Here is a 26,269-nt window from a genome sequence, read left to right on the forward strand (position 1 = left end):
TGGTCTGGGCGACGAAGGTCGTGGCGCTGTCGACGTCGCTGATGGTCAGGGTGCCGTTGGTGCTCAGTGGGGCATTGGTTTCGGTCAGCGTGACGCTGGCCGAGGACAGTACGGCGACGTCGTTGGTGCCGCTGACGGTAACGGTCACCAGTTGAGTGTCCACGCCACCCAGGCCATCGCTGACCTGCACGCTGAACACTTCATCGTGACTCTCGCCCGCCTTCAGCGACTGCACCGCACTGGCGACGCCATCGGTGCCATTGGCCAAGGTGTAAGTCCATTTTCCGGTGCTGTCGACTACGATCGAGCCGTAAGTGCCGGTATTCGTACCGGCGATGCTCCAGGTCGCGGTGGCAGCGTGATCGATGTCGGCGGAACTGAACTGTCCGCTCACGCTGAGTGTGGTGTCTTCCTGCACTGTACCGGCATCATCACCCGTTGCGAAGCTGAGTACGGGCGCGTCGTTAGTGCCGGTGATAGTGATGGTGACAGTCTGTGTCGACGAGGCAGCGTTAGCCGCGCCGCTATCGTCGGTCGCGACCACCGCGTAAGAGAAAGCGATGGTTTCACCCGCACCGAGGAAGTCGAGGTTCTGATTGCTGCTGTAGTCCCAGCTGTTCTGGTCGACCGAGAAACCGGTTACCAGCGCCGAGGCCACGCCCGCATTGAGCACGCCGGCGCTCCAGACGATGTCGTTGTTAGCGGTCTGCGACACGGTCACTGTGTCGGCGTTGTCCAGATCGGCAAAGCTCAGGGCACCGCTGTCACTCAGGGTGGCCGTGCCGTTGCCTTCGTTCATCGCTCCAGTGCTGTCGACAATCGTCAGCGTCGGCTGGTCGTTGGTGCCGGTAATCGTAATGCTCACGGTCTGCACCGCGCCGTCGCCGATTACCACGTTATAGGTTTGGGTGACGCTCTGGCCTTGGCCGAGGAACTGCAATGCGGAGTTGTTCACCGCAAAGTTCCAGCCAAGAGAACCGCTGCCCGTGCCGGTGCTGTCGCTCAGTGGGTTAGTGGTGAAAGTGCCCAGATAGCCGGAAGCACCTGGCGTGACGCTGACGCTATGGGTGTCGATCAGGTCGACGTCAGTGAAGGTGATGCTGCCGCTGGCCGCGTAGTCGCCGCTGTCTTCCTTGGCGTCGCCGGCCTGCACGCCGCTGGTGATCTGCACTTGGTCGTTGGTGCCGGTGATGGTGATAGTTACATCCCGCGTTGTCGTCGAGCCATGCCCATCATTGAGGGTGACCACATAGGTTTCGGTAGCAGTCTGACCCTGAGCCAGGTGCTGGGCTGCCGCATTATTCAGGGTGTAAGTCCAGTTAACGGTGCCGTTTGCCGCGTTGGTCGCTTCACTCACTGGCGCAAGGACGAAGTTGCCCAGCGCTGTGGTGTTGCCTCCCGCAGCCACGAAAGAGGCGGTATGTGTGTCGCTCAGGTCTACATCGTTAAAAGCAATAGTGCCTGTCGTATTCAGCGAGTCGGTCGGGCTCAGCGTCGTAGCTCCCTCTTCGGTTACCGTGCCGGACTGTGCGCCGATGCTTATTGTCACAGCGTCATTCACGCCAGCGAATTGCACCTGCGCAGTGGCCCAGCTGAGCGTGCCGTTGCCCAGACGAATCGCATAGGTAAAGCTGTCTGTCAGGGAGCCTCCGGCAGCAAGCGACTGGAGTTGTGCCTTGAAAGCAGTCGACAACGTAGCGGCGTCGTAGCCGACCTTGCCATCCGACGAAATCCAGATCTTTGCCCCGTTGAAACTGGTGTCAGTACTCGTCGCCTCAATTCTGCCGGTGTCCTGGATCAGGAGGTCGGCCGGCGCATAAATCTTGGTGGCAGTAGAAAGACTGGTCGCGTCATCGAGTGACCAAAGTGTCTTTGCGTTGCCGCCGAGGTCATTGGACATGACGTCCAGGTATATGACTCTCAGCAGGTCTTCAGTGATGGCCGCGGTGCTCGCGCCAATTACACCGGTAGTGAAAATGTCGTCCTGCGCCTGCGGAGTGTTGGAAAGCGAAGTAACGGTGCCGCCGCTGGTCGTTGTGGTGGTAGCCATGTCTTTCTCCCGAAAATGCCATTTTTTATTTTTAGAATCGCTAGGGACTGCTAACAGGACGATGTCCCGTTCTTGCGCCGCTCAGGTTGTTCTTGGGCGGTGCGAGGCGGCCGTCGGACATCGTCGGCCAGCTGACGGGACAAGCGCTGCCGGCAGAGGCGCGCGGGTATTGCGGGGGTGGAAATGTTCGCCGCGCTTGAGCCGCGCATCGCAGGACAAGTCGGGCGAACGTGGACGCCAGCCTGGGGCTGCGCTGCGCATGGCACGCAATAGACTGAGAGTACCCATGTGGAAGGGTCTCCTGGAGAAAGGCTGGGTGAGGCCGTGTTTTGGGTAGCACCGACTCAGGGATACGGCCATTCCTGATATCAGTTTGATGTTTGTTTAGTTGTGGGGTCAGGCTTTGTAAAGGTGTTAAGCGCAGTTAACAGTGCGGTGTGCCAATATTCCGACGGGTGGGTGTTTTGGTGTCAATATTATGTCGATTTGTTTTTGGCGAATGGACCGTGGGCGCTCAACAATGGCGTGTCTCGAATGAGCTGAAACCCCAATGGGACGTGGGCTGGCTGAGTCATAAAACGTTGGTACCCATCAAATCTCATCGTTCATCTATTAGAAAAGCCCCGCCGGAGTCTCTGCTTTTGCGGTATTTCCACCAGGCAGCGCTAGATCGACCATGCCGGTCTCGATGGCTGCTCGTGGCATACCGTCGAACTCGGCGTCTTCCGGCGCCTATATTATGAAGGCGCGCAGGGTAGGGGAGGTCGCACCTTTACGGCCTTGGGGGACTGCCAGTTGTTCGCCGTGCTCGTGGGCATCGGCCAACTAGCGGGCAGCTTCCTGCCGGGCCTGCTCGAGCGTCATCTTGCCGACACGGCCAAGGGTGACGTTCTTGTTCCGTGCCCAGGTGACCATATAGCTCATGTGCCCGCTGGGCAGCACGCGGATGAAAAGCCCGGGCTGATTGGTGTCGTGGACGCGGTAGGGCTTATTCTCAGGCTTCAGGCCGTTGAGCAACTTCTGGCTGAACTTGGTTTTCATGGCTCACCATGACAGCAGCATGGCAGCAGAAATTACAACATCAGGCGGTTTTACCGGATGCAACCAAACTATAAGTGTCTGTTTTTAAGGGTAAGCTATTGATATTGAGTATGTTTATTTGGCCCTCCTAAGGGGAAGGTTGCAGGTTCAAATCCTGCCTGGGACACCATCCTTTCAAGGCGTGCAGCGTAATCCGCTGTCACTCGACCAGCCTGATGCACATCGGTTTGCGTCTCTGTTCTAAAGTTGCCCGGTTCCTGTTGGTCATTTTGCCTGGAGTCGTGCAATGGAGTTGAAGTTCAGCCATGTCGATGTGTTGGTCAAGAACCTCGACGAAGCCTGCGCCTACTACGCAAAGATACTCAAAGCCAGAATCTCCAGAACACTGGTGTGGGAGCGAGGTGGCCTGAGTGTACGGTACGCGATTGCGCTGATAGGTCAGGAGCGTTTCATGCTGGTGCAGCCATCGGCAGGGAACTTGAAGCAATTGCTGGATATCCAGGGCGAGGGCATGATTTATCGCCACTGTTACTCGACACCGGACATCGAGAAGGCCTACGACGAACTGCAGGCCGACGGCGTGCAGCCAGAAGACGAGAACGGCAATCCACTGGCCCGTAGCGACCTGCAATCCCCGTCCGGAACACGCATCATCTGGCTGCCCAAGCGTTTCGGGCATTTCTCTATCGAGATTCTCGAAGAAAAGGCGCTGGAGCTGTTCATCCAGGCCGCGTTCGATTGAGCGCTGTAGTTTCCAGCGATCTACCAATCCTGCCTCAATGGCAACGGCGCAAAACAGCGGCTCTATTGCGTTTCAGGGGCCCGTGGCGGGTGCCGGCAGGTGGATGCCGCGCTGGACGGCAGGGCGCTGACCGAGTCGTTCGTGCCAGGCGCTCAAATGCCGGTACTGGCTGAAATCAAACTCGATGATCCGGGCGATATGGGTCCAGCCGAAGGTGGCAATGTCGGCGATCGAGTACTCGCTGCCGGCAAGCCAGGGGTGTTCGGCCAGGCGTTGATCGAGGGTGCTGAACAGTTCTTCACTCAGGCGCCGGTAGCGAGCGATGGCATCGGGGCAGGGGTGTTTGGCGAACCGTTCGAAATGCACTCGCTGGCCGAGAATCGGTCCCATGCTCGCCGCGTGGAACTGCAACCAGGTGATTGCTGCCCAGCGCTCGCTCGGGTTGTCCGGCAGCAAGCGTCCGTACTTTTGTGCCAGGTACAACAGGATCGCCGCAGACTCGAACAGGGTGATGTCGTGCTCAGGGTCAACCAGCACTGGAATGCGGCCGTGGGGGTTGAGCTTGAGAAAATCAGCCTGACGATGCTCGCCACGGTCGATCTGCACGTGCTTGAGGGTGTAGGGAAGCTCCAGTTCCGCCAGGGCGATGGTGATCTTGAAGCCATTAGGTGAACTATCGCTATAAAGGATCAACTGCATGTCCCATCTCCTTGGTTACTGTTTTTGATGAGGGCTATGCTAGGCGGGCCTTGGCTGATTGAAAAACGATCAATCCTGCGTTTAGGCGATAGATTTTCTAAACCATGGAGAGGTAAAAATGGGCGCGGTCCTACCGTTACTGGCATTGCGGGCCTTCACTGAAGCGGCGCGTCTGGGCAGCCTCAAGGCGGCCGCCGAACGGATGGGGGTAACGCCGGGGGCGGTCAGCCAGCAAGTGCGCCTGCTCGAGGAGCGCATGGGCGTGGTGCTGTTCGTGCGCGGCCGGCATGGCGTGCACTTGAGCGAGGCCGGCGCGCGAGTGTATCCGGGGCTGCTTAAAGGCTTCGATCAGATCGAGGCATCGCTGGCATTGCTGGCGCACCTGGCGCCGGGCAAGACCTTGACCATCAGCACTGTGCCGTCTTTTGCGGCGTCCTGGCTGGTGCCGCGCCTGGGGCATTTCAATGCTCTGCATCCGCAGATTGAGGTGCGTGTGGAAGCCTCGGCCAAGCGGGTGGATTTTCAGCGTGAGCGCATTGACGTCGCCCTGCGCCATGGGCTGGGCCAGTATCCGGGGCTGGAGTCGATCCGGCTGATGGCGCCGGTACTGCTGCCGGTGGCCAGCCCCCGGCTACTGGCGCAGGGCCCGGTATTGAAGCGGCCTGCCGATTGTTTGAAGTACCCGTTGCTGCACGATGCCGATCGCGCCGACTGGCAGCTGTGGTTGCAGGCCCATGGCGTTGCTGATGATCCGCGGGCCATGCGTGGGGCCAGTTTCGAGGATGACCTTCTGCTGCTGCGGGCAGCGGCTGCCGGCCAGGGGATCGCCCTGGTGCAGGACACTCATGCCGAGGAGGATCTTGCCAGCGGCAAGTTGCAACTGGCCCTCGACAAACCCTGGCCTGCGCGCTTTGCCTATTACCTGGTGTGCCGGGCCGATGCCTTGCAGCGGCCCCAGGTGCTGGCGTTCATTGACTGGATCAGAGCTCAAGCGCGGTAGATGAAGAGCGGGTCTGTTCGGCATGGCAGGCCAGCGCCAGGTCGATGATCTGCTGTTGTATCTCGGTGGACAGCTGCGGATGAATCGGCAGGCACAGTACCTGACGCGATACCTGCCAGGCATGAGGCAGGCCGCTGAGGTCGGCGCTTGGCAGGCCCCGGTACATCGGGAACTCGTTGATCAACGGGTAGAAGTAACGGCGTACGAGGATGTCCTGGTCCCGATAGCGCTGGTACAGCGCGTCGCGGCTGCAACCGAAACGCTCGGCATCGATCAGGATCGGGCAGTAGGCGTAGTTCCATTCCAGGCCTGCCGGTGGCTCCAGCAGGCGCACGCCTGGTACGCCTTCAAGGGCCTGGCGGTAGCGTTCGAACACCGCCCGGCGGCGGACCAGGGCATCATCGATGTGACGCAACTGCAGCAAGCCGAAGGCCGCCTGCACTTCGTTCATCTTGCCATTGATGCCGGGCGCCATGACCGTGACTTCATCGGCAAAGCCGAAGTTCTTCAGGTAATCGATGCGCTGCTTGATCTTGGCGTCGGGGCAGATGATGGCGCCGCCCTCGAATGTGTTGAACACCTTGGTCGCATGAAAACTGAGGATCGACAAGTCACCATGGTTGAGCACGCTCGCACCATTATCGCGAACGCCAAAGGCATGGGCGGCATCGTAGATGACTTTCAGGCCATAGGTGTCGGCGACCCGCTGGATGCCTTCGACATCGCAGGGAATGCCGTAGCAATGCACTGGCAGGATCGCGGTGGTTGCCGAGGTGATGGCTTCTTCCACGCGTTTGGGGTCGAGGTTGTTGGTCAGCGGGTCGATGTCGACGAAGACCGGCTTGAGGTTGTTCCACAGCAGCGAATGGGCGGTCGCGACGAAGGAGTAGGGTGTGGTGATGACTTCGCCGGTGATGCGCAGTGCCTGCAGCGCGGTGACCAGGGCCAGGGTGCCATTGGAAAACAGCGAGATGTGTTTCACCCCGAGGTAATCGGCCAGTTCCTGCTCCAGTTGCTCATGAAAGGGGCCGCCGTTGGTCAAGCGCTTGCTGTCCCAGATTTGCTGCAGGTAGGGAATGAACTCCTCCAGCGGTGGCAGCAGCGGGCTGGTGACGGGAACGGATTCGGCCATGGCAATGGGTGCTCGTGATGACTGAAAAATGGCACATGGCATTGCTGGGGCTACGCCACGGCACCGAGTCATGGTCTGGATCAACCGGCGTGGGCGCCATGAATCCGACAATTGACTGTGATTACCCTGGCTCAGCAAGAAGTCGGCCAACATTGGCTCGGTAGGGCGCTGCCGCCGCGCGCGGCAGCAGCGGGGAGGAGGGTCAGGCGCTGAAGTCTTTTTCCCGATGGTCATCGCCAGTGCCTTGGCTGGCACCTTGGGTCGCTGTCAGGTTGGCCACCAGTTTGCTCGACAGCTCAGGCGCTTGCAGATGAGCGTTGAGGCTGGCCAGGGACTCCAGCTCGGTTTGCTTCTTCATCTGCTCGGCGATCTTGCGTTCGATCTTGTCCTTTTCGGCAGGCGGCAAGGCCTCGAACTCTTCCTTGCTGATGCCCAGTTCGTTCAGCAGCTTGAGCTTGATCTTCTCTGCCGGGCTCAGGGCCATGTAGTCGCGAAATTCCTGGGCGGCGCTCTTGCCGGTTTCGCTGTTGCCGATACTGGCTTGCTCACGCATGTCCACATCCGGGTTCTGCAGCTGCACCTTGAGCTTGGCGAAGGCCTCCTCGCGGGCATCTTCGGCACTTTGCTGCGAGGTGTTGGCATGGCTGTGCTGCTGCCGGTCGGCGCTGCTGATTGGTACGGGCGGGCGGAACTGGGCCTGTTCGGCGGCGGCTGCTTCGGCCACGCCACGGGTCGGGTTGATGGCCAGCGGCTGAGCGCCGACTGCGTTGATGCTACTCACCTGATCACTCTCCTTGATGGATGCAAGTTGACCTTCGGTCAGTGGCAAGTCTTGTGCCAGCTCTTCTGGCAGGGCCAAGAGCTAGTATTTTCGGGGGGTGGCGCTATACGCCAGGGAGGGATGCGGAGCATGCTTTGCCTCGAAGAGGACAACCCTTGCCGTCTGCGGCAAGTCAATTCAAATCGCCGCCGGTGGGCGAAATGAAAAAGGACCCGCTGCGCAGGGCAGCGGGTCAAATCGGCCTCAGCCGCTTCAGTGTCTACAGATGCAGGGCGTGACCCAGGGCACGCAGTGCCGCTTCCTGCACCGCCTCACCCAGGGTCGGGTGAGCGTGGATAGTCCCGGCCACATCTTCAAGACAGGCGCCCATTTCCAGTGACTGGGCAAAGGCGGTGGACAGCTCCGAGACGCCAACGCCAACCGCTTGCCAACCAAGGATCAGGTGGTTGTCACGACGGGCGACCACGCGCACGAACCCGTTTTTCGATTCCAGGGTCATCGCCCGGCCGTTGGCGGCGAACGGGAACTGCGTAACGATGCAGTCCAGGCCCTCCTGCTCGACCTGTTCCGGGGTCTTGCCGACCACCACCAGTTCCGGGTCGGTGAAACACACCGCGGCAATGGCGGCCGGTTCGAAGCGCCGCGACTTGCCGGCAATGATTTCGGCAACCATTTCACCTTGGGCCATGGCCCGGTGGGCGAGCATTGGTTCACCGCTGATATCGCCGATGGCCCAGACGTTGAGCATGCTGGTCTTGCACTGCTCATCAATGGCAACCGCCGAACCGTTCATCTTCAGCGCCAGGCTCTCGAGGTTGAAGCCTTGGGTGCGAGGCTTGCGACCGACCGCGACCAGTACCTGGTCGGTACTCAGTTGCAGCAGTTCGCCCTGCGGATCACGTACCTGCAATGCCTGCTTGTCGGCATCGAAACCTTCGACGCTGTGCTTGAGGTACAGCTTGATCCCCAACTTCTTGATCGACTCGGCCACTGGCGCGGTCAGTTCGCTGTCGTAGGTCGGCAGGATGCGCTCGCGGGCTTCGACCACGCTGACCTCGATGCCGAGCTTGCGGTAGGCGATGCCCAGCTCCAGGCCGATGTAGCCGCCGCCAACCACGGTCAGGTGCTTGGGCAGGGCTTTCGGTGCCAGGGCCTCGGTGGAGGAGATGATCGGGCCGCCAAGTGGCAGCATCGGCAGTTCGACGCTGCTTGAGCCAGTGGCCAGCAGCAGGTGTTCGCACTGGATACGCTGGCCGTCGACCTCGACGTGCTTACCGTCGAGGATCTGCGCCCAGCCATGGATCACCTTGACCCCGTGCTTTTTCAGCAGGGCGGCAACGCCGCTGGTCAGGCGATCGACGATGCCGTCTTTCCAGGCCACGCTCTGGCTGATGTCCAGGCTCGGCGGTGAAACCTTGATGCCCAGGTTCGACTGCTGGCTGTGCAGTTGGGTCTGGTGGAACTGCTCGGCGACATGGATCAGCGCCTTGGACGGAATGCAGCCGATGTTCAGGCAGGTGCCACCCAGGGCCTGGCCTTCGACCAGTACCGTGGGAATGCCCAGCTGGCCGGCGCGAATGGCGGCGACATAACCGCCGGGGCCGCCGCCGATGATCAGCAGGGTAGTGTTGAGCGTCTGTTGCATGGTCACTCCACAAACAGGCTGGCAGGTTGTTCGAGCAGGCCGCGAATGGCCTGGATGAAGAGTGCCGCGTCCATGCCATCGACCACCCGGTGGTCGAACGAGCTGGAGAGGTTCATCATCTTGCGAATGACGATCTGGCCGTTGATGACCATTGGCCGTTCAACCATGCGGTTGACTCCGACAATCGCCACTTCCGGGGTGTTGACCACCGGTGTGGTAACGATGCCGCCGAGGGCGCCAAGGCTGGTCAGGGTGATGGTCGAGCCCGACAGTTCTTCACGGCTGGCCTTGTTGCCGCGGGCGGCATTGGCCAGGCGCACGATCTCGCCGGCGTTGCTCCACAGGCTGCCGGCTTCGGCGTGACGCAGCACCGGTACCATCAGGCCGTTGTCGCCCTGGGTGGCGATGCCGACATGCACCGCGCCGTGGCGGGTGATGACCTGGGCTTCGTCGTCGTAGGTGGCGTTGATCTGCGGGAATTCGCGCAGGGCGACGACCATGGCGCGCACCAGGAACGGCAGCAGGGTCAGCTTGCCGCGGCTGTCGCCCCACTTCTTGTTCAGGTGCTGACGCAGCTCTTCGAGGGCGGTGACGTCGATTTCCTCGACGTAGCTGAAGTGGGCGACGCGACGCTTGGCATCCTGCATGCGCTGGGCAATCTTGCGGCGCAGGCCGATCACCGGGATCTGTTCGCTGTCGTTGCGTTTGGCGTAACCTCCAGGGGCGCTTTGGCTGCGGGTGGTTGGCTGGGCCAGGAACGCGTCGAGGTCGTCGTGAAGGATGCGCCCGGCTGGGCCGCTGCCGTGTACATAGCGCAGCTCGATACCGGCATCCAGGGCGCGCTTGCGTACCGCAGGCGAGGCCAGTGGGCGTGCGTTGGCTTCGCGCGGGACGATAGCGGCGGGCTGGTGTGCTGCGGCTGCGGGTGCTGCAACAGGTGCTGGTGCAGCCGGTTTGGCGGCAGGTTCCGGGGCCTTTGCGGTGATCGCCGGGGCCTCTTCGCGGGGCAAGCCCGCGCCTACGTTGCCGGCGCCTTCGACTTCGATGCGGATCAGCTCGCTGCCCACCGCCATGACTTCACCGGGCTGGCCGCCCAGGGCCAGGACCTTGCCGCTGACCGGCGAAGGGATTTCGACGGTGGCCTTGTCGGTCATGACATCGGCCACGACCTGGTCTTCGGTGACGGTATCGCCGACCTTGACGAACCATTCCACCAGTTCAACTTGTGCGATGCCTTCACCGATATCCGGCATCTTGATGACGTGCGTGCCCATTCAGACCTCCATGACCCGTTTCAATGCCGCGCCCACTCGCGAAGGGCCGGGGAAATACGCCCACTCCTGCGCGTGCGGGTAGGGGGTGTCCCAACCGGTGACGCGTTCGATCGGGGCTTCGAGGTGATGGAAGCAGTGCTCCTGGACCAGTGCGATCAACTCGGCACCAAAACCGCAGGTGCGCGTGGCTTCATGGACCACCACGCAACGGCCGGTCTTCTTCACCGACTCGACGATGGTCTCCAGGTCCAGCGGCCAGAGGCTGCGCAGGTCGATGACTTCGGCGTCGACGCCGGTCTCTTCAGCGGCCACCTGGGATACATACACGGTGGTGCCGTAGGTCAGCACGGTGACGTCCTTGCCCGGGCGGGTGATTGCCGCCTTGTCCAGCGGCACGGTGTAGTAGCCGTCCGGCACGGCGCTGGCCGGGTGTTTCGACCACGGGGTTACCGGGCGGTCGTGGTGGCCGTCGAACGGGCCGTTGTACAGGCGCTTGGGCTCAAGGAAGATCACCGGGTCGTCGTTTTCGATCGAGGCGATCAACAGGCCCTTGGCGTCGTAAGGGTTGGACGGCATCACCGTGCGCAGGCCGCACACCTGGGTGAACATCGCCTCGGGGCTCTGGCTGTGCGTCTGGCCGCCGTAGATACCGCCACCGCAAGGCATGCGCAGGGTCAGCGGGGCGACGAACTCGCCGGCCGAGCGATAGCGCAGGCGGGCCATCTCCGAGACGATCTGGTCGGAGGCCGGGTAGAAGTAGTCGGCGAACTGGATTTCCACCACCGGGCGCAGGCCATAGGCACCCATGCCCACGGCGGTACCGACGATGCCGCTTTCGGAGATCGGCGCATCGAAGACCCGCGACTTGCCGTACTTGGCCTGCAGGCCTTCGGTGCAACGGAATACGCCACCGAAGTAGCCGACGTCCTGGCCATACACCACGACGTTGTCATCGCGCTCTAGCATGATGTCCATGGCCGAGCGCAGGGCCTGGATCATGGTCATGGTGGTGGTCGCCATGGCGGTTTCCAACTGGATTGAAGTGTTGTGATCGTTCATGTCAGATCCCCAGTTCCTGGCGCTGCCGGCGCAAGTGCTCCGGCATCTCCTTATAGACATCCTCGAACATCGACGCCGGGCTCGGCATCTGGCCGCCGGCCAGGGTGCCGTATTGCTCGGCTTCCTTCTGCGCCTTGATGATCTCGGCTTCGAGCTCGGCGCTGACCGCCTGGTGCTCTTCCTCGGACCAGTGACCGATGGCGATCAGGTGTTGTTTGAGGCGGGCGATCGGGTCGCCCAGGGGGAAGTGACTCCAGTCGTCGGCCGGGCGGTACTTGGACGGATCGTCCGACGTCGAGTGCGGGCCGGCGCGGTAGGTGACCCATTCGATCAGCGTCGGGCCCAGGCCGCGACGGGCCCGTTCGGCGGCCCAGCGCGAGGCGGCGTAGACCGCGATGAAGTCGTTGCCGTCGACCCGCAGGGAGGCGATGCCGCAACCCACGCCACGACCGGCGAAGGTGGTCGATTCACCACCGGCGATGGCCTGGAAGGTGGAGATCGCCCACTGGTTGTTGACCACGTTGAGGATCACCGGCGCGCGGTAGACGTGGGCGAAGGTCAACGCGGTGTGGAAGTCCGATTCGGCGGTGGCGCCGTCACCGATCCAGGCCGAGGCGATCTTGGTATCGCCCTTGATGGCCGAGGCCATGGCCCAGCCGACCGCCTGGACGAACTGGGTCGCCAGGTTGCCGCTGATGGTAAAGAAGCCGGCTTCGCGCACCGAGTACATGATTGGCAACTGACGACCCTTGAGCGGATCGCGCTCGTTGGACAGCAGCTGGCAGATCATCTCCACCAACGACACGTCGCGGGCCATGAGAATGCTTTGCTGGCGGTAGGTGGGGAAGCACATGTCGCTGCGGTTCAGGGCCATGGCCTGACCGCTGCCGATGGCTTCTTCACCCAGGCTCTGCATGTAGAACGACATCTTTTTCTGCCGCTGGGCCACCACCATGCGGCTGTCGAACAGCCGGGTCTTGAGCATGGTGCGCATACCCTGGCGCAGGATCTCGGGGCTGACGTCCTCGGCCCAGGGGCCCAGGGCATTGCCCTTGTCATCCAGCACCCGGATCAGGCTGTAGGAGATGTCCGCGGTATCGGCGGCGTCTACATCGACGGGAGGTTTACGGACCTGGCCGGCATCGTTCAGACGCAGGTAGGAGAAATCAGTCTGGCAGCCTGGCCGGCCTGTAGGCTCGGGCACATGCAAACGCAGGGGGGCGTACTCGTTCATGCTTTTTTACGCTCGCTCTGTCTTGTGTTTTTGTTGAGCTTTGAAGCGGTCGCTACTGACATCTGGCTTGTGACCAGCTAGTCAGTCTTGCCCTACATGATATTCCGGCGCCTGAAGAATATTTTTCTCAAGTTCGTTGCCTTTGCTGCGGCTTGCGGATAAACATTCCTTATAAAGACAAAAAACAGGTGACTTTCTCTCATGCGCAAACTGGATCGTACGGACATCGGCATACTCAACAGCCTCCAGGAAAATGCCCGCATCACCAACGCCGAACTGGCGCGCTCGGTAAACCTCTCGCCGACACCCTGCTTCAACCGGGTCAAGGCCATGGAAGAACTGGGGGTGATTCGCCAGCAGGTGACCTTGTTGGCGCCGGAGGTATTGGGCCTGGATGTGAACGTGTTCATTCATGTCAGCCTGGAGAAGCAGGTCGAGCAATCCCTGCACCGCTTCGAAGAGGAGATTGCCGAACGCCCGGAGGTCATGGAGTGCTACCTGATGACCGGCGATCCGGACTACCTGCTGCGCGTTCTGCTGCCAAGCATCCAGGCCCTGGAGCGCTTTCTCGATTACCTCACCCGTTTGCCGGGGGTGGCCAACATCCGTTCGAGTTTTGCCTTGAAGCAGGTGCGCTACAAGACCGCCTTGCCGCTACCGGCGAATGGTCTGACCCTGCCGGGGACCGTGTAGCCAGGCGCCCATAACGCGCTGGCTTGGAACTTGCTTTGGCGCTAGGCGCGGCTCGCGGTGTCGGCTTTTTGGCTGTTCGGCGCGGGTGTCCTGTCTATTTGTCGGTGGTGCCTGAATTCCTATGCTTACGTCGAACCCGCTGGTCAGCGTTGTTATTCCCGCCTATAAGTCTGACTACTTCGAGGTAGCGCTGCAGAGCGCCTGTAACCAGACGTACGAAAATCTCGAGATCGTGATCTGCGACGATAATCGCAGCGGTGCGATCGCGGCGATCGTCGAGCGTTATCGCGACAGCAGCCGGGTACCGATTCATTACATCTACAACGAGCAGCCGCTTGGTGAGATCCCCAATGCCGTCGCCTGTGTCGAGGCGGCGCGTGGCAAGTACATCAAGACCCTGCACGATGACGACGAGCTGTTGCCCGATTGCGTTGCCACGCTGGTCGAGGTCATGGAGCGCGATCCCTCGATCGCCCTGGCATCCTCGCGACGGCTGGTGATCAACGAGAAAGGTGAAATCACCCCGCCGAAATTGCCGTACATGTTCCCCTTCGCTGACGATGTGGTGATCGATGGGCCGCAACTGGTCGCGTTCCTGGCGCGCTACCCGCTCAACTTCATCGGTGAGCCGAGCTGCATGCTGTGCCGACGTGAGGATCTGCTGGCATTCGGCGACCAGGTGATGTCGCTGCAGGGGAAACTGATCGTCGGCTTCGGTGACATGGCGATGGCGGCGCGCTTGTTCCAGCGGGGCAACCTGGCCTTGCTGGAGCGGCCATTGACCCGCTATCGGGTGTCGCAACAGCAGTTCAGTCGGGTCAATTGGGCCCAATTGGAGGCTGGCCAAGGGCAGAAGGACTTTACCCGCAGCGTCTATGAGCTGGGCTGGGCTGATCCTTCAGGCGGTGTGATGGTTGATGTGGCACCGCTGCAACCCGGCTCGCTGTTCCAGCCGGTCAACCTCATGAAGATGATCATCGATAACTCGATCCGTGTGCAAACGGCGCTGTTCACTGCCCACTGGATGGACGGGCGTGTGCTGGGTGCTGAACATCGCCGGTTGCTTGCCGAGCATTTGCAGGGCCGGGCACAGCAGCCGAACATCGGCATTATTGTCCTCGACCCTGACGCTGACCGCCAGGCGCTGCAGCTTACGCTTGACAGCCTGTATCGCCAGGATTCGGCCTATACCCCGCAGGTCATGGTGCTCAGCGCCGACCCGCAAGTGCAGGCTGGCCCTTCGCCTTGCACGTTGATGCAGCTGCTGCCGCACGCACTGGCTGCCCAGCTCAACCAGTTGCTTGAGCAAAGCCGCTGTGATTGGGTGCTGCTGGCCCGGGCAGGGGAGGAATTTACCGCCGCCGGCCTCACTTGCGTCGCCCTCGAGCTGCCGGGTGCTGCAGCCTGTGCGGCGGTGTTCGCAGATTACGCCACGCGTGATGCCAAGGGGCAGGTCAGCGTAGGGTTGCGGCCGGGCTTCAACCTGGACTTTTTGCTCAGCAATCCTTCGGTGATGGCTGGCCACTGGCTGTTCAGCCGAGAGGCACTGCTGGCCTGTGGCGGCTTTAGCGAAGGCTTCGCTGGGGCGATGGAGTTCGAGCTGATTCTGCGCCTGGTCAACCAGCATGGCATCAATGGTTTCGGGCACATTCCAGAACCGCTGTTGTTCAGCCGGCCGCCCGTTATTGAGGCCAATACCGGGCACTTGGCAATCACGCAGCACCTGGATGCGCGTGGCTACAGTGATGCCCAGGTGTCGGCGTTCGGTGAGGGCCGCTTTGCCATTGATTATGGGCATGTGCATCAGCCCCTGGTCTCGATCGTGGTCGTCGCCAACAGCGATCTGGCGGCACTGGAGCGCTGCCTCACCAGCGTGCTGGAGCATACGCAGTACCCGCACTACGAATTGCTGGTGGTTGAGTGCGGTGACGCGCCGCAGGAGGTCAGCCAGTGGTTGCAGGATGTCGAACAGTTCACCCCGGGGCAATTGCGCATCGTGCGTGCCGAAAGCCTGTGCACTGCCAGTGCGGCAAGGAACCTCGGTGCCGAGTACGCCTCGGGTGAGTTGCTGTTGTTCTTCTCCAGCCAATCGGCGGTGATCGAGGGGCAATGGTTGCAGCACCTGCTCAATCACGGTTTGCGCCCGGAAGTGGCAGTGGTCGGCGGCAAGGGTTTTTCGGCGGATGGCAAAATTTCCCACGCCGGTTTGCTTCCCGGGGTGTTTTCCGGGGCCGGCCGGGTGTTTGCCGGTGACAGCGGCGAAGCGTCCGGTTACCTCGGTCGTCTGCAGCTGGACCAGAACTACAGCGCGGTGACACAGGATTGCCTGTTGGTGCGTACGGCCTTGTTTGCCGAGGCGGGCGGCTTCGATGCGTCGGCTTTCGCCGACGAAGGCGCCGATGTCGACCTGTGCCTGCGCCTGGGGCAGCATGGCTATCTGACGGTGTGGGCAGCGCGCTGCCTGTACATGAACACTGCCGAGCTCGCGCCGTTTGCCGGCACGACCCAGCGTGCACTGTGTGAGCGCTGGCTGGCGAAGCTTGCCCGCGACCCGGCCTGCAACGGCAATGTTTCGCTGGATGATCGCAGCGCCAGCATGCTCGGCTCGCTGGCCTTGAACTGGCGGCCGTTGTTCAGCCTCGGCGCGCCGGTCGTTCTGGCCCATGTCGATCAGCAAAGCTACAGCGCCTGGGATCGTCTGGGCCAGCCGCTGCACCGCCATCAACAACTGGCAACGATTCAGACCGCTCAGGTTGGAACCCTGCCCGGGGCTGTCGAGCTCGAACGCTTTGGTGCCCAGGTGATCGTCATGCACGGGCGTGCAGAGCCGGCCAAGCTCCAGGCGCTGCGCAGCATCAAGGCGTACTCCAGCGCTGCCCGGGTCTACGAGCTGGATGTGCTGCCCGAGTCCCGTGAAGACATGCAGTTGCTGCGTGAAATGCTGGCTGAGGTCGACCGGGTGGTGGTGGCGACTTCGATGATGGCCGAGGTCGGGCGGCATCTGCATGCAGATGTGCGCTTGATCGAAAGTCGTCTGGACCCTGAGCAGTGGCTGCTGCCGGAACCTGCGGCGCAGCGTCCGGCGCGGCCGCGGGTGGGTTGGTTTGGGGCGCCGGCGGAGGCGGACGATCTTGCCTCGATTGCCGAGGTGATCGAGGCCCTGTCGGCAGAGGTCGACTGGGTCATGTACGGCTGCTGTCCGCCCGCGCTGCGTGCGCATATCAAGGAGCTTCATCCCGTTGTTGCGCCAGCACAGCGTGCCCAGGCGCTGGCCCGCCTCAATCTGGATCTGGCCCTGGCACCTTTGCGGGCGAGCCTGGGCAGCGAGTTCAAGGGCCCTGAGCGTCTCTTGGAGTATGGTGCCTGCGGCTTCCCGGTAGTCTGCAGTGACATGCCTGGCTATCGCACGACGTTGCCGGTCACTCGCGTCAACAACAGTCCCGCTGACTGGGTACAGGCCATCCGTGCGCAGTTGGCCGACCGCTGCGCGTTGCGCCAGGCGGGTCTGCAATTGCGGGCGGCGGTGCAGCGTGAGTGGATGCTTGACCAGGGTACTTTGGATGCATGGCGCAGCGCCTGGCTCGGCGACTGAGGCTTGTCTCTACAGGGCAATGCCAATGGCATTGCCCTGGTGTGAGTGCTTGATATTTTTAACACCCCGAGACTATGTTGAGGGGTCGCCGTTCGCGGCTTGTTAAAGATAACAAGGACCAAGTCATGACGAGCAATGGCCAACGTTCTCTCGCCGAGCGATTGACGGGCATTGATGAAATCGAGTGCATTACCCCGGACCTCAACGGCGTTGCTCGCGGCAAGGTGATGACCGCCGAAGGCTTTCTCGAAGGTCGCCGCCTGCAGATGGCCCGCGGCGTTCTGCTGCAATGCATCATGGGCGGTTACCCGGCGGCGCGCTTCTATGGCAGCGACGACGGCGACCTGGCGCTGGTGGCCGATCCACACCATATTTATCGCCTGCCCTGGAGCGATGAGCCCCGGGCCCTGGCGATTTGTGATGCGCTAGAGCTCAGTGGTGAAAGCTCGGGCCTGTCCACTCGCGGACTGCTCAAGGCCGTGCTCGCCCGTTACGCTGCCCGTGGCCTGGCGCCAGTGGTGGCGACGGAGCTCGAGTTCTTTGTCTTCGCCCCCAACAGCGATCCCAACCAGCCGTTTCAGCCGCCGCTGGGCAAGGATGGTCGCCGCGAGCAAGGTCATTCGGCGTTCAGCGTCAGTTCCAACAACGGCTTGCGACCGTTCTTCAACGAGGTCTATCGCTGCATGGCCGCCCTGGGCTTGCCGCGCGATACCTTCATGCACGAGATGGGCGTCAGTCAGTTCGAGATCAACCTGCTGCACGGCGACCCGCTGCTGCTGGCCGACCAGACCCTGCTGTTCAAGCACCTGCTCAAGGAAGTTGCGCTCAAGCATGGCCTGACCGTGGTGTGCATGGCCAAGCCGCTGGCGCACACGCCGGGCAGTTCCATGCACATTCACCAGAGCGTGGTCGAGGTGGCGGGCGGCGGCAATGTGTTCAGCGATGCACAGGGCAAACCGACGCCGACCTTCTATCACTTCATCGGCGGCCAGCAGGCGTGCCTGGCGGATTTCACCGCCTTGTTCGCGCCGAACGTGAACTCCTATCAGCGCCTGTGTCACCCCTATGCCTCGCCCAACAATGCCTGCTGGTCCGAAGACAACCGTGCCGCCGGCCTGCGCATCCCGGCCAGCTCGGCGGAGGCGCGGCGGGTCGAGAATCGCTTGCCGGGCGCTGACGCCAACCCGTACCTGGCGATCGCCGCAAGCCTGGCGGCGGGCCTGCACGGCATCGAGCGGCAGCTCGAACCCGCCCCGGCTATCCAGGGCGAGTTCGAGGTGCCGGATCAATTGAGCCTGCCATGTACCTTGCATGCGGCCCTGGAGCGTCTGAAGCGTAGCGACTTGGCGCGGGAACTGTTCGGCAAGGAGTTCATCGAAGGCTACATCGCCACCAAGACGCTGGAGTTGAGCAGTTTCCTCGATGAGATCACTCCGTGGGAGCGCCGCGTACTGGCCGCCCAGGCATAGCATCAAGGCAGGTGGCGGACATTTTTCGAAAACGCTCTGCCACCTGTTTTTTTATGCTCGCCGACGGCAAGGCGGTTTTTTTCACTTATGCTTTCAAGCAGTTTTTCCATCCGCTCAAGGAGCCAATCGGGACGCTGATGCGACAGATCTGGAAGTCTTTTCGCGCGCTGTATTTCGCGGCGCTGATGATGTTGATCGGCTCCGGCTTGTTGAGTACCTACCTGGCCCTGCGCCTGGCTGCCGATCATGTCGACAGCCTCTGGGTCGGTGCACTGATGGCCGCCAACTATTTCGGCCTGGCCCTGGGCGGCAAGATCGGCCACCGGCTGATTGCCCGGGTCGGGCATATCCGTGCCTACGCTACCTGCGCCGGTATCGTCGGGGCGGCGGTGCTCGGCCATGGTCTGGTCAGCTGGTTGCCGGCCTGGGTGGTACTGCGGGTCATCGTCGGCCTGGGAATGATGTGCCAGTACATGGTCATCGAGAGCTGGCTTAACGAGCAGGCTGACGCCAAACAGCGTGGTGCGGTATTCAGTGGCTACATGATCGCCTCGTATTTGGGGCTGGTGCTCGGCCAGTTGATTCTGGTGGCGCACCCGCAGCTGGGCCTTGAGCTGCTGATGCTGGTGGCCATGTGTTTTGCCCTGTGCCTGGTGCCGGTGGCGCTCACTCGGCGGATTCACCCGGCGCCGCTGCGGCCTGCGCCGATGGAGCCGCGCTTCTTTATCAAGCGTGTGCCGCAGTCGCTGAGTACGGTGCTCGGTGCCGGGCTCATTGTCGGTTCCTTCTATGGCCTGGCACCGTTGTATGCAGCCAAGCAGGGGTTGAGTACCGAGCAGGTCGGTCTGTTCATGGGCTGCTGTATTTTTGCCGGGCTGCTGGTGCAGTGGCCGCTGGGCTGGTTGTCCGATCGCTACGACCGCGCCGTGCTGATTCGCAGTGTTGCGGTGGGCCTGGCGATTGTCGCCTTGCCGCTGGCGATCATGCCCAGCGTGCCGCTGGAGGTGCTGTTCGTAGTCGGCTTTGCCGTGTCATTGCTGCAGTTCTGCCTGTACCCGCTGGCGGTGGCGTTCTCCAACGACCACGTCGAGAGCGAGCGACGGGTTTCGCTGACGGCAATGCTGCTGGTGACCTATGGCGTAGGCGCGAGTATCGGGCCGCTGGTGGCTGGGGTGCTGATGAAGGTGCTGGGCAACCAGATGCTCTATGCCTTCTTCGTCTTCTTCGCCCTGGTGCTGGTCTGGCGCATCCGTCCGAAAGCGGTTACCGGCCTGCACCAGGTCGACGACGCGCCGCTGCATCACGTGGCCATGCCGGCGGCCGGTTCGCCATTGTCGGCAGCGCTGGACCCACGGGTTGACGAGCAGGTGGTGCAGGATCAGATGCAGACGCCGGTGGCAGCAGAGGATACCGAGGCGGAGGAGGGGGCTGAAGCTGAGGTTGTGGCTGAAGAGGTCAAGCCGATGCAGGTGTGATGGAGTGGTCGGGGCCGCGTTGCGGCCCATCGCCGGCAAGGCCGGCTCCCACGTATGCAGCGCACCTGTGGGAGCTGGCGTTGCCAGCGATTGGTTGCGACTCAGTAGTCGTCTTTATCGAAGCGCCGCGCTTCACGCTGCAACTGATAGACAAAGGTTTCAATCTTGCGCTGCATCTGCCCGTTGAGGTTGTGAAAGCGCACGCCGGCGAAGGTGGCGTTGATACGCTCTTCGAAGTGCAAGTGGCGCAGTTCCACCTCAACCTGAGACAAGCCCAGCGGCACACCGGTGGCGAACTTTTCGTAGACCTGGCCCAGTTGCAGGCGCTCTTCGACATTGCCTTCGAAGCGCAACTTGCAGCCGGTGGCGGAAATGTCCAGCAGTTTGCCGCGCAGGGCACCATTGCCCTTGAGCTTGTCGCCGTCGAGGACAACATCCACTAGCTGGGTAAGCTTGAGTGCCGCGCGAAAGGCATTGCGGCGCTGGTGATAGGCCACTTCGCTGGGCAGGGTGCCGCGGTAGCTGCGATGGCCGTCGGCCTCGACAATGCTCAGTGGGGTGTTGCACTCCCAGGCGATGCGCACACCATCATGAAAGCCTTCGACGCGAAACGGTTCGCCATTCTGCAGGTAGCGTTCGCCGTCACGGGGGATCATTTCATCAAGGGCCAGGCGATTGCCTTCGCGGTCGACTTCGACCACATAGCTTTGAAAACGCTGGCTGCGTTCGTGGAAGGTGATGATCAGCGGGTCATGGCTCTCTTGCAGCGACCGCAAGTTGGCGGCAATTTCCAAAGGGGTAGTCAGCACCTTCGGAGGCTGCGGAGCTTCTGCTTCATTGAACACGGTTAATCAATCTCCAGGCAAAAACGTCACACGCAAGTTACGGCATTTTGCCAGTATGTTCCGTGCCTTGATACAGGGAATCAAGCCTGGCTGAGTGCCTGTGGCTTGGCAAGGGGAGAGGTTGACCCACGGCTGTCGTAAAGCGACGGTGTTTCGCCGCCCATGAGGATTTTGATCTGGTTGGCCGTGGTGCTCTGCTGGAGCAGGATGGCGCGGCCGTTGCGCTCATTGACTGCCTGGCAGTCGCCCAGCAATTTGCCCAGTGCGTCCAGTTGTTGCAGCAGCAGTTCACCCAGAGGCGACTGGCTGGCCAGTTGGGCAACACCCTCGCGGTCCTGGGAAAGGCCCAGGCTGGCCAGCAGCTCGCTGCGTCGGCGGCCTTGCTGATCGAGCTGGATCACCAGCGACTGTTTGCGCGCCAGGATGTTTTCCAGCAGCGGCATGTCGCGACCGTGCAGGGCAGCGGCTTCGGTTTGCAGTAACTCGAGCAGATCTTGCGCAGGAGCAATATCGCTCTCGATCAGTTGCAGCAGAGTGGTGTCGTGCATGGCTGGCTCTTTGGTTCAAGCGTCCTGAAGTCAGCGCGCCAGGGGCTAGCGCTGGGCTTCGAAATTAAGCAGTTTGCTGGCGACGCGGTTGCTGTCGACCTGGTAGCTGCCGTCGGCGATAGCCTGTTTCAACTCGGCCACCCGGGCGCTGTTGACAATCGGCTGGTCGCGCAGCTTGTCGCTGACCTTTTGCAACTGCTGGGCCTCGTGGCTCAGGTGTACGGTTTCCCCGCTGGCGCTGTGCTCAACGGCGCTGCCGGCCTTGGCCGAAGCCGTGCTGGCAGTACTTTCCTGGCTGCTGCCAGTGCGCACGCCGCCGGCAACCGACGGGGAGTTATTCAAACGACTGAAGTCGATGACCATGATCAGAAAACCTCTGGGTATTTGGACGCTTGCCTTGTTTTCGGCCAACCCGAAAGAAACTTTAGGCGCAAATGCACGGCGGCCTGCGCGGCCAGTTCTGGGCACCCAATGGGACACAGTTTAGGAAAAGCAGTTCCTGATCGCCAGTGTTGTTCCTGATTCAAGTACTTACATGGCCACTTCCACCTGGCCCGGGCCGGTCACCCTGGCCTTGACCACCCGCTTGGAGTTGAGGTTGCGCACCCGGATCTGTTCGCTCAGGCCGCCCTTGCTCAGGGCTTCGCCGGGCATGCGCACGGCCAGGCTGCCGCTGCGCGCGGTAATCACCACCTGATCACCCTTGCGCACCACCTCGGCCTGCTCCAGGTGCTGGGGGGTGAGTACCTGGTCCATGACCGTTGGTCGGATAACCTTGAGCCCGACCGCCTGGTCGAGGTTGCCGAGAAAACCCTGGTTGAGCATGCCTACATCGCGCTCGCGCAGGGCTACGTCCTGTTCGCCGACAATGCTGTCGCGCTTGAGCGGGCGGACCACGGTCACGACATTGCGAAACAGGCGTACCTGGGCGGGCACGAACACCGTCCACGGTGAGCTGCCGTCGCAGCGAACCCGCACGGTGACACGGCCCAATGGCTGCGCCGGGCTCTCCAGCGAGGCGCCCAGTTGCTGGTCGCACAGCGGCATGCGCAGGCGCGGGTCGAGGTTGTTGACCTGGATCTCGTAGCGGCCCTCGGTCTGGCTGGTGGCCAGATAGTCTTCTACGGTGAATTCAAGAAACCCCTGGGTGACACCGATAAGCTGTTCAGGCAAGGTGAAAGCGTCAGCCAGAGTTCGAACGCCAGGGGCCAGCAGGCACAGCGCAGCAAGGAAGCCGGGCAGGTGGCGGGTCAGGCGTCGGAAAAATGTCGTTTTCGTGTTCATACGATTAAAAAAAGCAAAGCGCGTGCCGACTGGGTACGAAGCTCGAAGCGTTTGGTGAAGGAGTCTGGCATGGCTGGTGTAATGGATTCGGTGAACCAGCGCACGCAACTGGTAGGGCAGAACCGCCTGGAGCTGCTGTTGTTTCGCCTCAATGGCGAGCAGCTCTACGGCATCAACGTGTTCAAGGTGCGGGAAGTGTTGCAATGCCCGAACCTGACGGTGATGCCCAAGTCCAGCCCGGTAGTGCGCGGGGTCGCGAATATTCGTGGGGCAACCATCCCGATCCTCGATCTGGCGATGGCGACCGGGATGCCCGGTCTGAGTGAAGAAACAAGCAAGAGCTTCGTCATCATCACCGAGTACAACACCAAGACCCAGGGGTTTCTGGTGCATTCGGTGGAGCGCATCGTCAACATGAACTGGGAGGAGATCCATCCGCCACCCAAGGGCACCGGGCGCGATCACTACCTGACGGCAGTGACCCGGGTCGACAACAAGATGGTCGAAATCATCGACGTGGAGAAAATCCTCGCCGAAGTGGCGCCGACCTCCGAGGCGATTTCCGCCGGTGTGGTCGATGCCGAGGTGCAGGACAAGGCGGTGATGCTGCGGGTGCTGACGGTCGATGACTCGTCGGTGGCGCGCAAGCAGGTCAGCCGTTGCCTGCAGACCGTCGGCGTCGAGGTGGTGGCGCTCAACGATGGCCGCCAGGCGCTCGACTACCTGCGCAAGCTGGTCGACGAGGGCAAGCGTCCGGAAGAAGAGTTCCTGATGATGATCTCCGATATCGAGATGCCGGAGATGGACGGCTACACCCTGACCGCCGAGATTCGCAGCGACCCGCGCATGCAAAAGTTGCACATCATCCTGCATACTTCGCTGTCCGGGGTGTTCAACCAGGCGATGGTCAAGAAGGTCGGTGCCGATGACTTCCTGGCCAAATTCCGGCCGGACGACCTCGCCCAGCGCGTTGTTGATCGGATCAAGGCCACGCACTAACGGCCAGGGGCGATCGCCCCTGGCGGTACATACGATTTAAGAGGCGGCATCATTGTCTACGGGTAATTTGGATTTCGAACAGTTCCGGGTCTTCCTGGAAAAAGCCTGTGGCATCCTGCTGGGCGAAAATAAGCAATACCTGGTCTCCAGCCGTCTCAACAAGCTGATGGAGCAGCAGGGCATCAAGTCCCTGAGCGAACTGGTGCAACGGATCCAGAGCCAGCCGCGCAGTGGCTTGCGCGAGCAGGTGGTCGATGCCATGACCACCAACGAAACCCTCTGGTTTCGCGACACCTATCCGTTTGAAGTGCTCAAGAACAAGGTATTGCCCGAGCAGATCAAGGCCAACCCCGGTCAGCGCCTGCGCATCTGGTCGGCGGCCTGCTCGTCGGGGCAGGAGCCGTATTCCATCTCCATGGCCATCGACGAGTTCGAGCGCAGCAATATCGGCCAGTTGAAGATGGGGGCGCAGATCGTTGCCACCGACCTGTCCGGCTCGATGCTGACCAACTGCAAGACCGGCGAGTACGACAGCCTGGCGATTGCCCGCGGCCTGTCCCAGGAGCGTCTGCAGCGCTACTTCGACGTCAAGGGGCCGGGGCGCTGGGCGATCAAGGCGCCGATCCGCAGCCGTGTCGAATTTCGCTCGTTCAACCTGCTCGACAGCTACGCGAGCCTGGGCAAATTCGACATCGTGTTCTGCCGCAACGTGCTGATCTACTTCTCGGCCCAGGTCAAGAAGGACATCCTCCTGCGCATTCACGGCACGCTCAAGCCGGGTGGCTACCTGTTCCTTGGCGCTTCCGAGGCGCTCAATGGCTTGCCGGATCATTACCAGATGGTCCAGTGCAGCCCGGGGATCATTTATCAGGCCAAATAGGCCTTAGCGGCAAGCCACAAGCTTCAAGCGGCAAGAAAGAGCAGATCGTGCACCGCCTGGCTTGTTCTTGCCGCTTGAAGCTTGCCGCTTGCCGCTCTTTTGCCACTTTTCTGGCATTGCCGCCAGCGGCAAACGCCTCAAAGCCCCGTATTTACGGGGTTTTGTTTTTTGGCATGGCTCTTGCTCTAGCTCAGTCAACGAAAAACCTTCGAAGGTTTCCCCGACATGAGCATCAGCTTCGACAAAGCGCTCGGCATCCACGAAAAGGCATTGGGCTTTCGCGCCCAGCGCGCCGAGGTGCTGGCCAACAACATCGCCAACGCCGACACGCCGAACTACAAGGCGCGCGACATGGACTTCGCTTCGGTCCTGGCGGCCCAGGCCGAGCAGACCAGCAAGGGCCATTTCTCGCTGGATCGTACCAACGCCCGGCACATCGAGGCCGAAGGCCTGAGCATGGGTGACGAGTCCCTGCAGTACCGTACGCCGATGCAACCGTCGATCGACCAGAACACCGTCGATGCCCAGCTCGAGCAATCGAGCTACGCGGAAAACGCCGTGGGCTTCCAGGCCAGCTTCACGCTGCTCAACAGTAAATTCAAAGGGCTGGTATCGGCCCTGCGCGGAGAGTAAGTCATGTCCCTCGCCAGTGTCTTCAACATTGCCGGTAGCGGCATGAGCGCCCAGACCACGCGTCTGAACACCGTCGCTTCGAACATCGCCAACGCCGAGACTGTCTCGTCGAGCATCGACCAGACCTACCGCGCCCGTCATCCGGTATTCGCCACCACCTTCCAGCAGGCCCAGGCCGGTGTCAGCCAATCGCTGTTCCAGGACCAGGACGCTGCAGGGCAGGGCGTGCAGGTGCTTGGCGTGGTCGAAGACCAGAGCAACCTCGAGGCGCGCTACGAGCCGAATCATCCGGCGGCGAACAAGGACGGCTATGTCTACTACCCGAACGTCAACGTGGTGGAAGAAATGGCTGACATGATCTCCGCCAGCCGCTCGTTCCAGACCAATGCCGAGCTGATGAACACGGCTAAAACCATGATGCAGAAGGTCCTGACCCTGGGTCAGTGATAAAGGACTAAGCCAATGGCTACTACCGTCAAAGACAGCACGCTCAGCCTGAACGACGTCATCAAGTCTTCCGGCAAGAAGACCACTGAGACCAGTTCCCTGGGCAGCACCGTCGCCGCCAAGGCCGGCAACAAGCAAACCCTGGGCAAGGATGCGTTCCTGCAGCTGCTGGTTACCCAGATGCAGCACCAGAACCCACTCGACCCGCAGGACAACAGTGAATTCGTCGCCCAGCTGGCGCAGTTCAGTAGCCTGGAAGGCATTACCAGCCTGAACGAGTCGGTCAACGCGATCACCGGCAACTACAAGTCGTCCCAGGCCCTGCAGGCCTCGTCGCTGGTCGGCCGCTCGGTCATCACCCAGAGCGACAAGGCGGTGGTCGACACCACCAAGAGCTTCACCGGCTCCGTGGTGGTGCCACAGAGCATCAGTGCCGCGACCATCACCATCACCGACAAGGATGGCAAGGTGGTCAAGACCCTGCAGATGGGCGAAACCAAGGCGGGCAACGCCGAGTTCATCTGGGACGGTACCAACGACGCGGGCCAGAAAGTCGACCCGGGCACCTACAGCTTTGCCGCCAAGACCAAGGTCGAGGGCAAGCAGGTGGAGATGTACACCTTGCTGCCGGCCACGGTCAGCAGCGTCACTATCAGTCAGACGGGTGGCGAGCTGATGCTCAACCTCGCCGGCCTGGGCAGCGTTGCCCTGTCCAAAGTCCAAACCATCGGTATATAGAGCCGGCTA

At 61.6% G+C, this 26,269-nt stretch carries 24 protein-coding genes and 1 pseudogene; 11 read left to right on the forward strand and 14 right to left on the reverse strand.

Annotated elements, in window-relative coordinates; translation table 11 throughout:
* The 3 genes and pseudogenes from UW3_RS27345 to UW3_RS0119730 all read right to left on the reverse strand — a co-directional run.
* Positions 1-2,050: beta strand repeat-containing protein (locus UW3_RS27345; protein ID WP_010224925.1), on the reverse strand; the 2,050-nt coding region annotated here is incomplete at its 3' end.
* Between the two features lie 638 nt (positions 2,051-2,688).
* A pseudogene (locus tag UW3_RS30305) lies at positions 2,689-2,782 on the reverse strand (chemotaxis protein CheB); the annotation flags it as partial.
* A 93-nt stretch (positions 2,783-2,875) separates the two neighbouring features.
* The gene (locus tag UW3_RS0119730) at positions 2,876-3,091 is read right to left on the reverse strand and encodes an Arm DNA-binding domain-containing protein (RefSeq protein WP_010224926.1); all 216 of its coding nucleotides are present in this window, start codon (positions 3,089-3,091) and stop codon (positions 2,876-2,878) included.
* Positions 3,092-3,377: 286 nt separating this feature from the next.
* Here UW3_RS0119730 and UW3_RS0119735 point away from each other — a divergent pair, with 286 nt between their 5' ends.
* Positions 3,378-3,833, forward strand: coding sequence for a VOC family protein (locus tag UW3_RS0119735; protein ID WP_010224927.1), 456 nt, complete (start codon positions 3,378-3,380; stop codon positions 3,831-3,833).
* 72 nt (positions 3,834-3,905) lie between these two features.
* Here UW3_RS0119735 and UW3_RS0119740 read toward each other — a convergent pair whose 3' ends face one another.
* Positions 3,906-4,532 carry a glutathione S-transferase family protein gene (locus UW3_RS0119740; protein ID WP_010224928.1) on the reverse strand — a complete coding sequence of 209 codons (627 nt, stop codon included), beginning with the start codon at positions 4,530-4,532 and terminating at the stop codon, positions 3,906-3,908.
* Positions 4,533-4,650: 118 nt separating this feature from the next.
* Between UW3_RS0119740 and UW3_RS0119745 the strand changes: the two genes are divergently transcribed.
* A complete protein-coding gene (locus UW3_RS0119745; RefSeq protein ID WP_010224929.1) occupies positions 4,651-5,532 on the forward strand; it encodes a LysR substrate-binding domain-containing protein in 882 nt (293 codons plus the stop codon).
* Here the strand turns inward: UW3_RS0119745 and vioA are convergent.
* The 6 genes from vioA to UW3_RS0119775 form a co-directional block, all read right to left on the reverse strand.
* Positions 5,513-6,664: a dTDP-4-amino-4,6-dideoxy-D-glucose aminotransferase VioA gene (gene vioA, locus UW3_RS0119750; RefSeq protein ID WP_010224931.1), complete on the reverse strand. Its 1,152-nt coding sequence runs from the start codon at positions 6,662-6,664 to the stop codon at positions 5,513-5,515. The two genes, UW3_RS0119745 and vioA, sit on opposite strands and share 20 nt — an antisense overlap.
* Before the next feature lie 202 nt (positions 6,665-6,866).
* Positions 6,867-7,445 carry a hypothetical protein gene (locus tag UW3_RS27915; protein ID WP_145959312.1) on the reverse strand — a complete coding sequence of 193 codons (579 nt, stop codon included), beginning with the start codon at positions 7,443-7,445 and terminating at the stop codon, positions 6,867-6,869.
* Between the two features lie 259 nt (positions 7,446-7,704).
* A complete protein-coding gene (gene lpdA, locus UW3_RS0119760) occupies positions 7,705-9,090 on the reverse strand; it encodes a dihydrolipoyl dehydrogenase (protein WP_010224937.1) in 1,386 nt (461 codons plus the stop codon).
* A 2-nt stretch (positions 9,091-9,092) separates the two neighbouring features.
* Positions 9,093-10,364, reverse strand: a complete 1,272-nt coding sequence (locus tag UW3_RS0119765; protein WP_010224939.1) for a dihydrolipoamide acetyltransferase family protein — start codon at positions 10,362-10,364, stop codon at positions 9,093-9,095.
* On the reverse strand, positions 10,365-11,423 hold the full coding sequence (locus tag UW3_RS0119770; RefSeq protein WP_010224942.1) for an alpha-ketoacid dehydrogenase subunit beta: 1,059 nt from the start codon (positions 11,421-11,423) through the stop codon (positions 10,365-10,367).
* 1 nt (position 11,424) lies between these two features.
* Positions 11,425-12,657, reverse strand: a complete 1,233-nt coding sequence (locus UW3_RS0119775) for a 3-methyl-2-oxobutanoate dehydrogenase (2-methylpropanoyl-transferring) subunit alpha (protein WP_010224945.1) — start codon at positions 12,655-12,657, stop codon at positions 11,425-11,427.
* Positions 12,658-12,858: 201 nt separating this feature from the next.
* Here UW3_RS0119775 and bkdR point away from each other — a divergent pair, with 201 nt between their 5' ends.
* From bkdR to UW3_RS27355, 4 genes are all read left to right on the forward strand, one after another.
* The gene (bkdR, locus tag UW3_RS0119780) at positions 12,859-13,350 is read left to right on the forward strand and encodes a Bkd operon transcriptional regulator BkdR (RefSeq protein ID WP_010224946.1); all 492 of its coding nucleotides are present in this window, start codon (positions 12,859-12,861) and stop codon (positions 13,348-13,350) included.
* Positions 13,351-13,471: 121 nt separating this feature from the next.
* Positions 13,472-16,942, forward strand: coding sequence for a glycosyltransferase (locus tag UW3_RS0119785; RefSeq protein ID WP_010224947.1), 3,471 nt, complete (start codon positions 13,472-13,474; stop codon positions 16,940-16,942).
* A 227-nt stretch (positions 16,943-17,169) separates the two neighbouring features.
* On the forward strand, positions 17,170-18,411 hold the full coding sequence (locus UW3_RS0119790) for a glutamine synthetase family protein (RefSeq protein ID WP_193384796.1): 1,242 nt from the start codon (positions 17,170-17,172) through the stop codon (positions 18,409-18,411).
* 137 nt (positions 18,412-18,548) lie between these two features.
* Positions 18,549-19,886: an MFS transporter gene (locus UW3_RS27355; RefSeq protein ID WP_036994460.1), complete on the forward strand. Its 1,338-nt coding sequence runs from the start codon at positions 18,549-18,551 to the stop codon at positions 19,884-19,886.
* 101 nt (positions 19,887-19,987) lie between these two features.
* On the opposite strand, the gene UW3_RS0119800 is transcribed toward UW3_RS27355, so the two are convergent.
* The 4 genes from UW3_RS0119800 to flgA form a co-directional block, all read right to left on the reverse strand.
* The gene (locus UW3_RS0119800) at positions 19,988-20,731 is read right to left on the reverse strand and encodes a flagellar brake protein (protein WP_010224950.1); all 744 of its coding nucleotides are present in this window, start codon (positions 20,729-20,731) and stop codon (positions 19,988-19,990) included.
* Between the two features lie 80 nt (positions 20,732-20,811).
* On the reverse strand, positions 20,812-21,279 hold the full coding sequence (locus tag UW3_RS0119805) for a flagella synthesis protein FlgN (protein WP_010224951.1): 468 nt from the start codon (positions 21,277-21,279) through the stop codon (positions 20,812-20,814).
* A 45-nt stretch (positions 21,280-21,324) separates the two neighbouring features.
* A complete protein-coding gene (gene flgM, locus UW3_RS0119810; protein ID WP_010224952.1) occupies positions 21,325-21,642 on the reverse strand; it encodes a flagellar biosynthesis anti-sigma factor FlgM in 318 nt (105 codons plus the stop codon).
* A 168-nt stretch (positions 21,643-21,810) separates the two neighbouring features.
* A complete protein-coding gene (gene flgA, locus UW3_RS0119815) occupies positions 21,811-22,563 on the reverse strand; it encodes a flagellar basal body P-ring formation chaperone FlgA (RefSeq protein WP_010224954.1) in 753 nt (250 codons plus the stop codon).
* 69 nt (positions 22,564-22,632) lie between these two features.
* On the opposite strand from flgA, the gene UW3_RS0119820 reads away from it, so the two are divergent.
* The 5 genes from UW3_RS0119820 to flgD all read left to right on the forward strand — a co-directional run bounded on the left by UW3_RS0119820 (position 22,633) and on the right by flgD (position 26,260).
* Entirely contained in the window at positions 22,633-23,562 is a 930-nt protein-coding gene (locus UW3_RS0119820) for a chemotaxis protein CheV (protein ID WP_010224956.1), read from the forward strand.
* 52 nt (positions 23,563-23,614) lie between these two features.
* Entirely contained in the window at positions 23,615-24,442 is an 828-nt protein-coding gene (cheR, locus tag UW3_RS0119825; protein ID WP_010224957.1) for a protein-glutamate O-methyltransferase CheR, read from the forward strand.
* A 225-nt stretch (positions 24,443-24,667) separates the two neighbouring features.
* Positions 24,668-25,075 (forward strand): flagellar basal body rod protein FlgB, encoded by a 408-nt coding sequence (flgB, locus tag UW3_RS0119830; RefSeq protein WP_010224959.1) that lies wholly within the window; start codon positions 24,668-24,670, stop codon positions 25,073-25,075.
* A gap of 3 nt (positions 25,076-25,078) precedes the next feature.
* Complete coding sequence (gene flgC / locus UW3_RS0119835) at positions 25,079-25,522, forward strand: flagellar basal body rod protein FlgC (protein ID WP_010224960.1); 444 nt, start codon at positions 25,079-25,081, stop codon at positions 25,520-25,522.
* Between the two features lie 15 nt (positions 25,523-25,537).
* Positions 25,538-26,260, forward strand: coding sequence for a flagellar hook assembly protein FlgD (flgD, locus tag UW3_RS0119840; RefSeq protein ID WP_010224961.1), 723 nt, complete (start codon positions 25,538-25,540; stop codon positions 26,258-26,260).
* Positions 26,261-26,269 lie beyond the last annotated feature (9 nt).

The organism is Pseudomonas donghuensis (genome assembly GCF_000259195.1).
In the GTDB taxonomy this organism is placed as follows: Bacteria; Pseudomonadota; Gammaproteobacteria; order Pseudomonadales; family Pseudomonadaceae; genus Aquipseudomonas; species Aquipseudomonas donghuensis.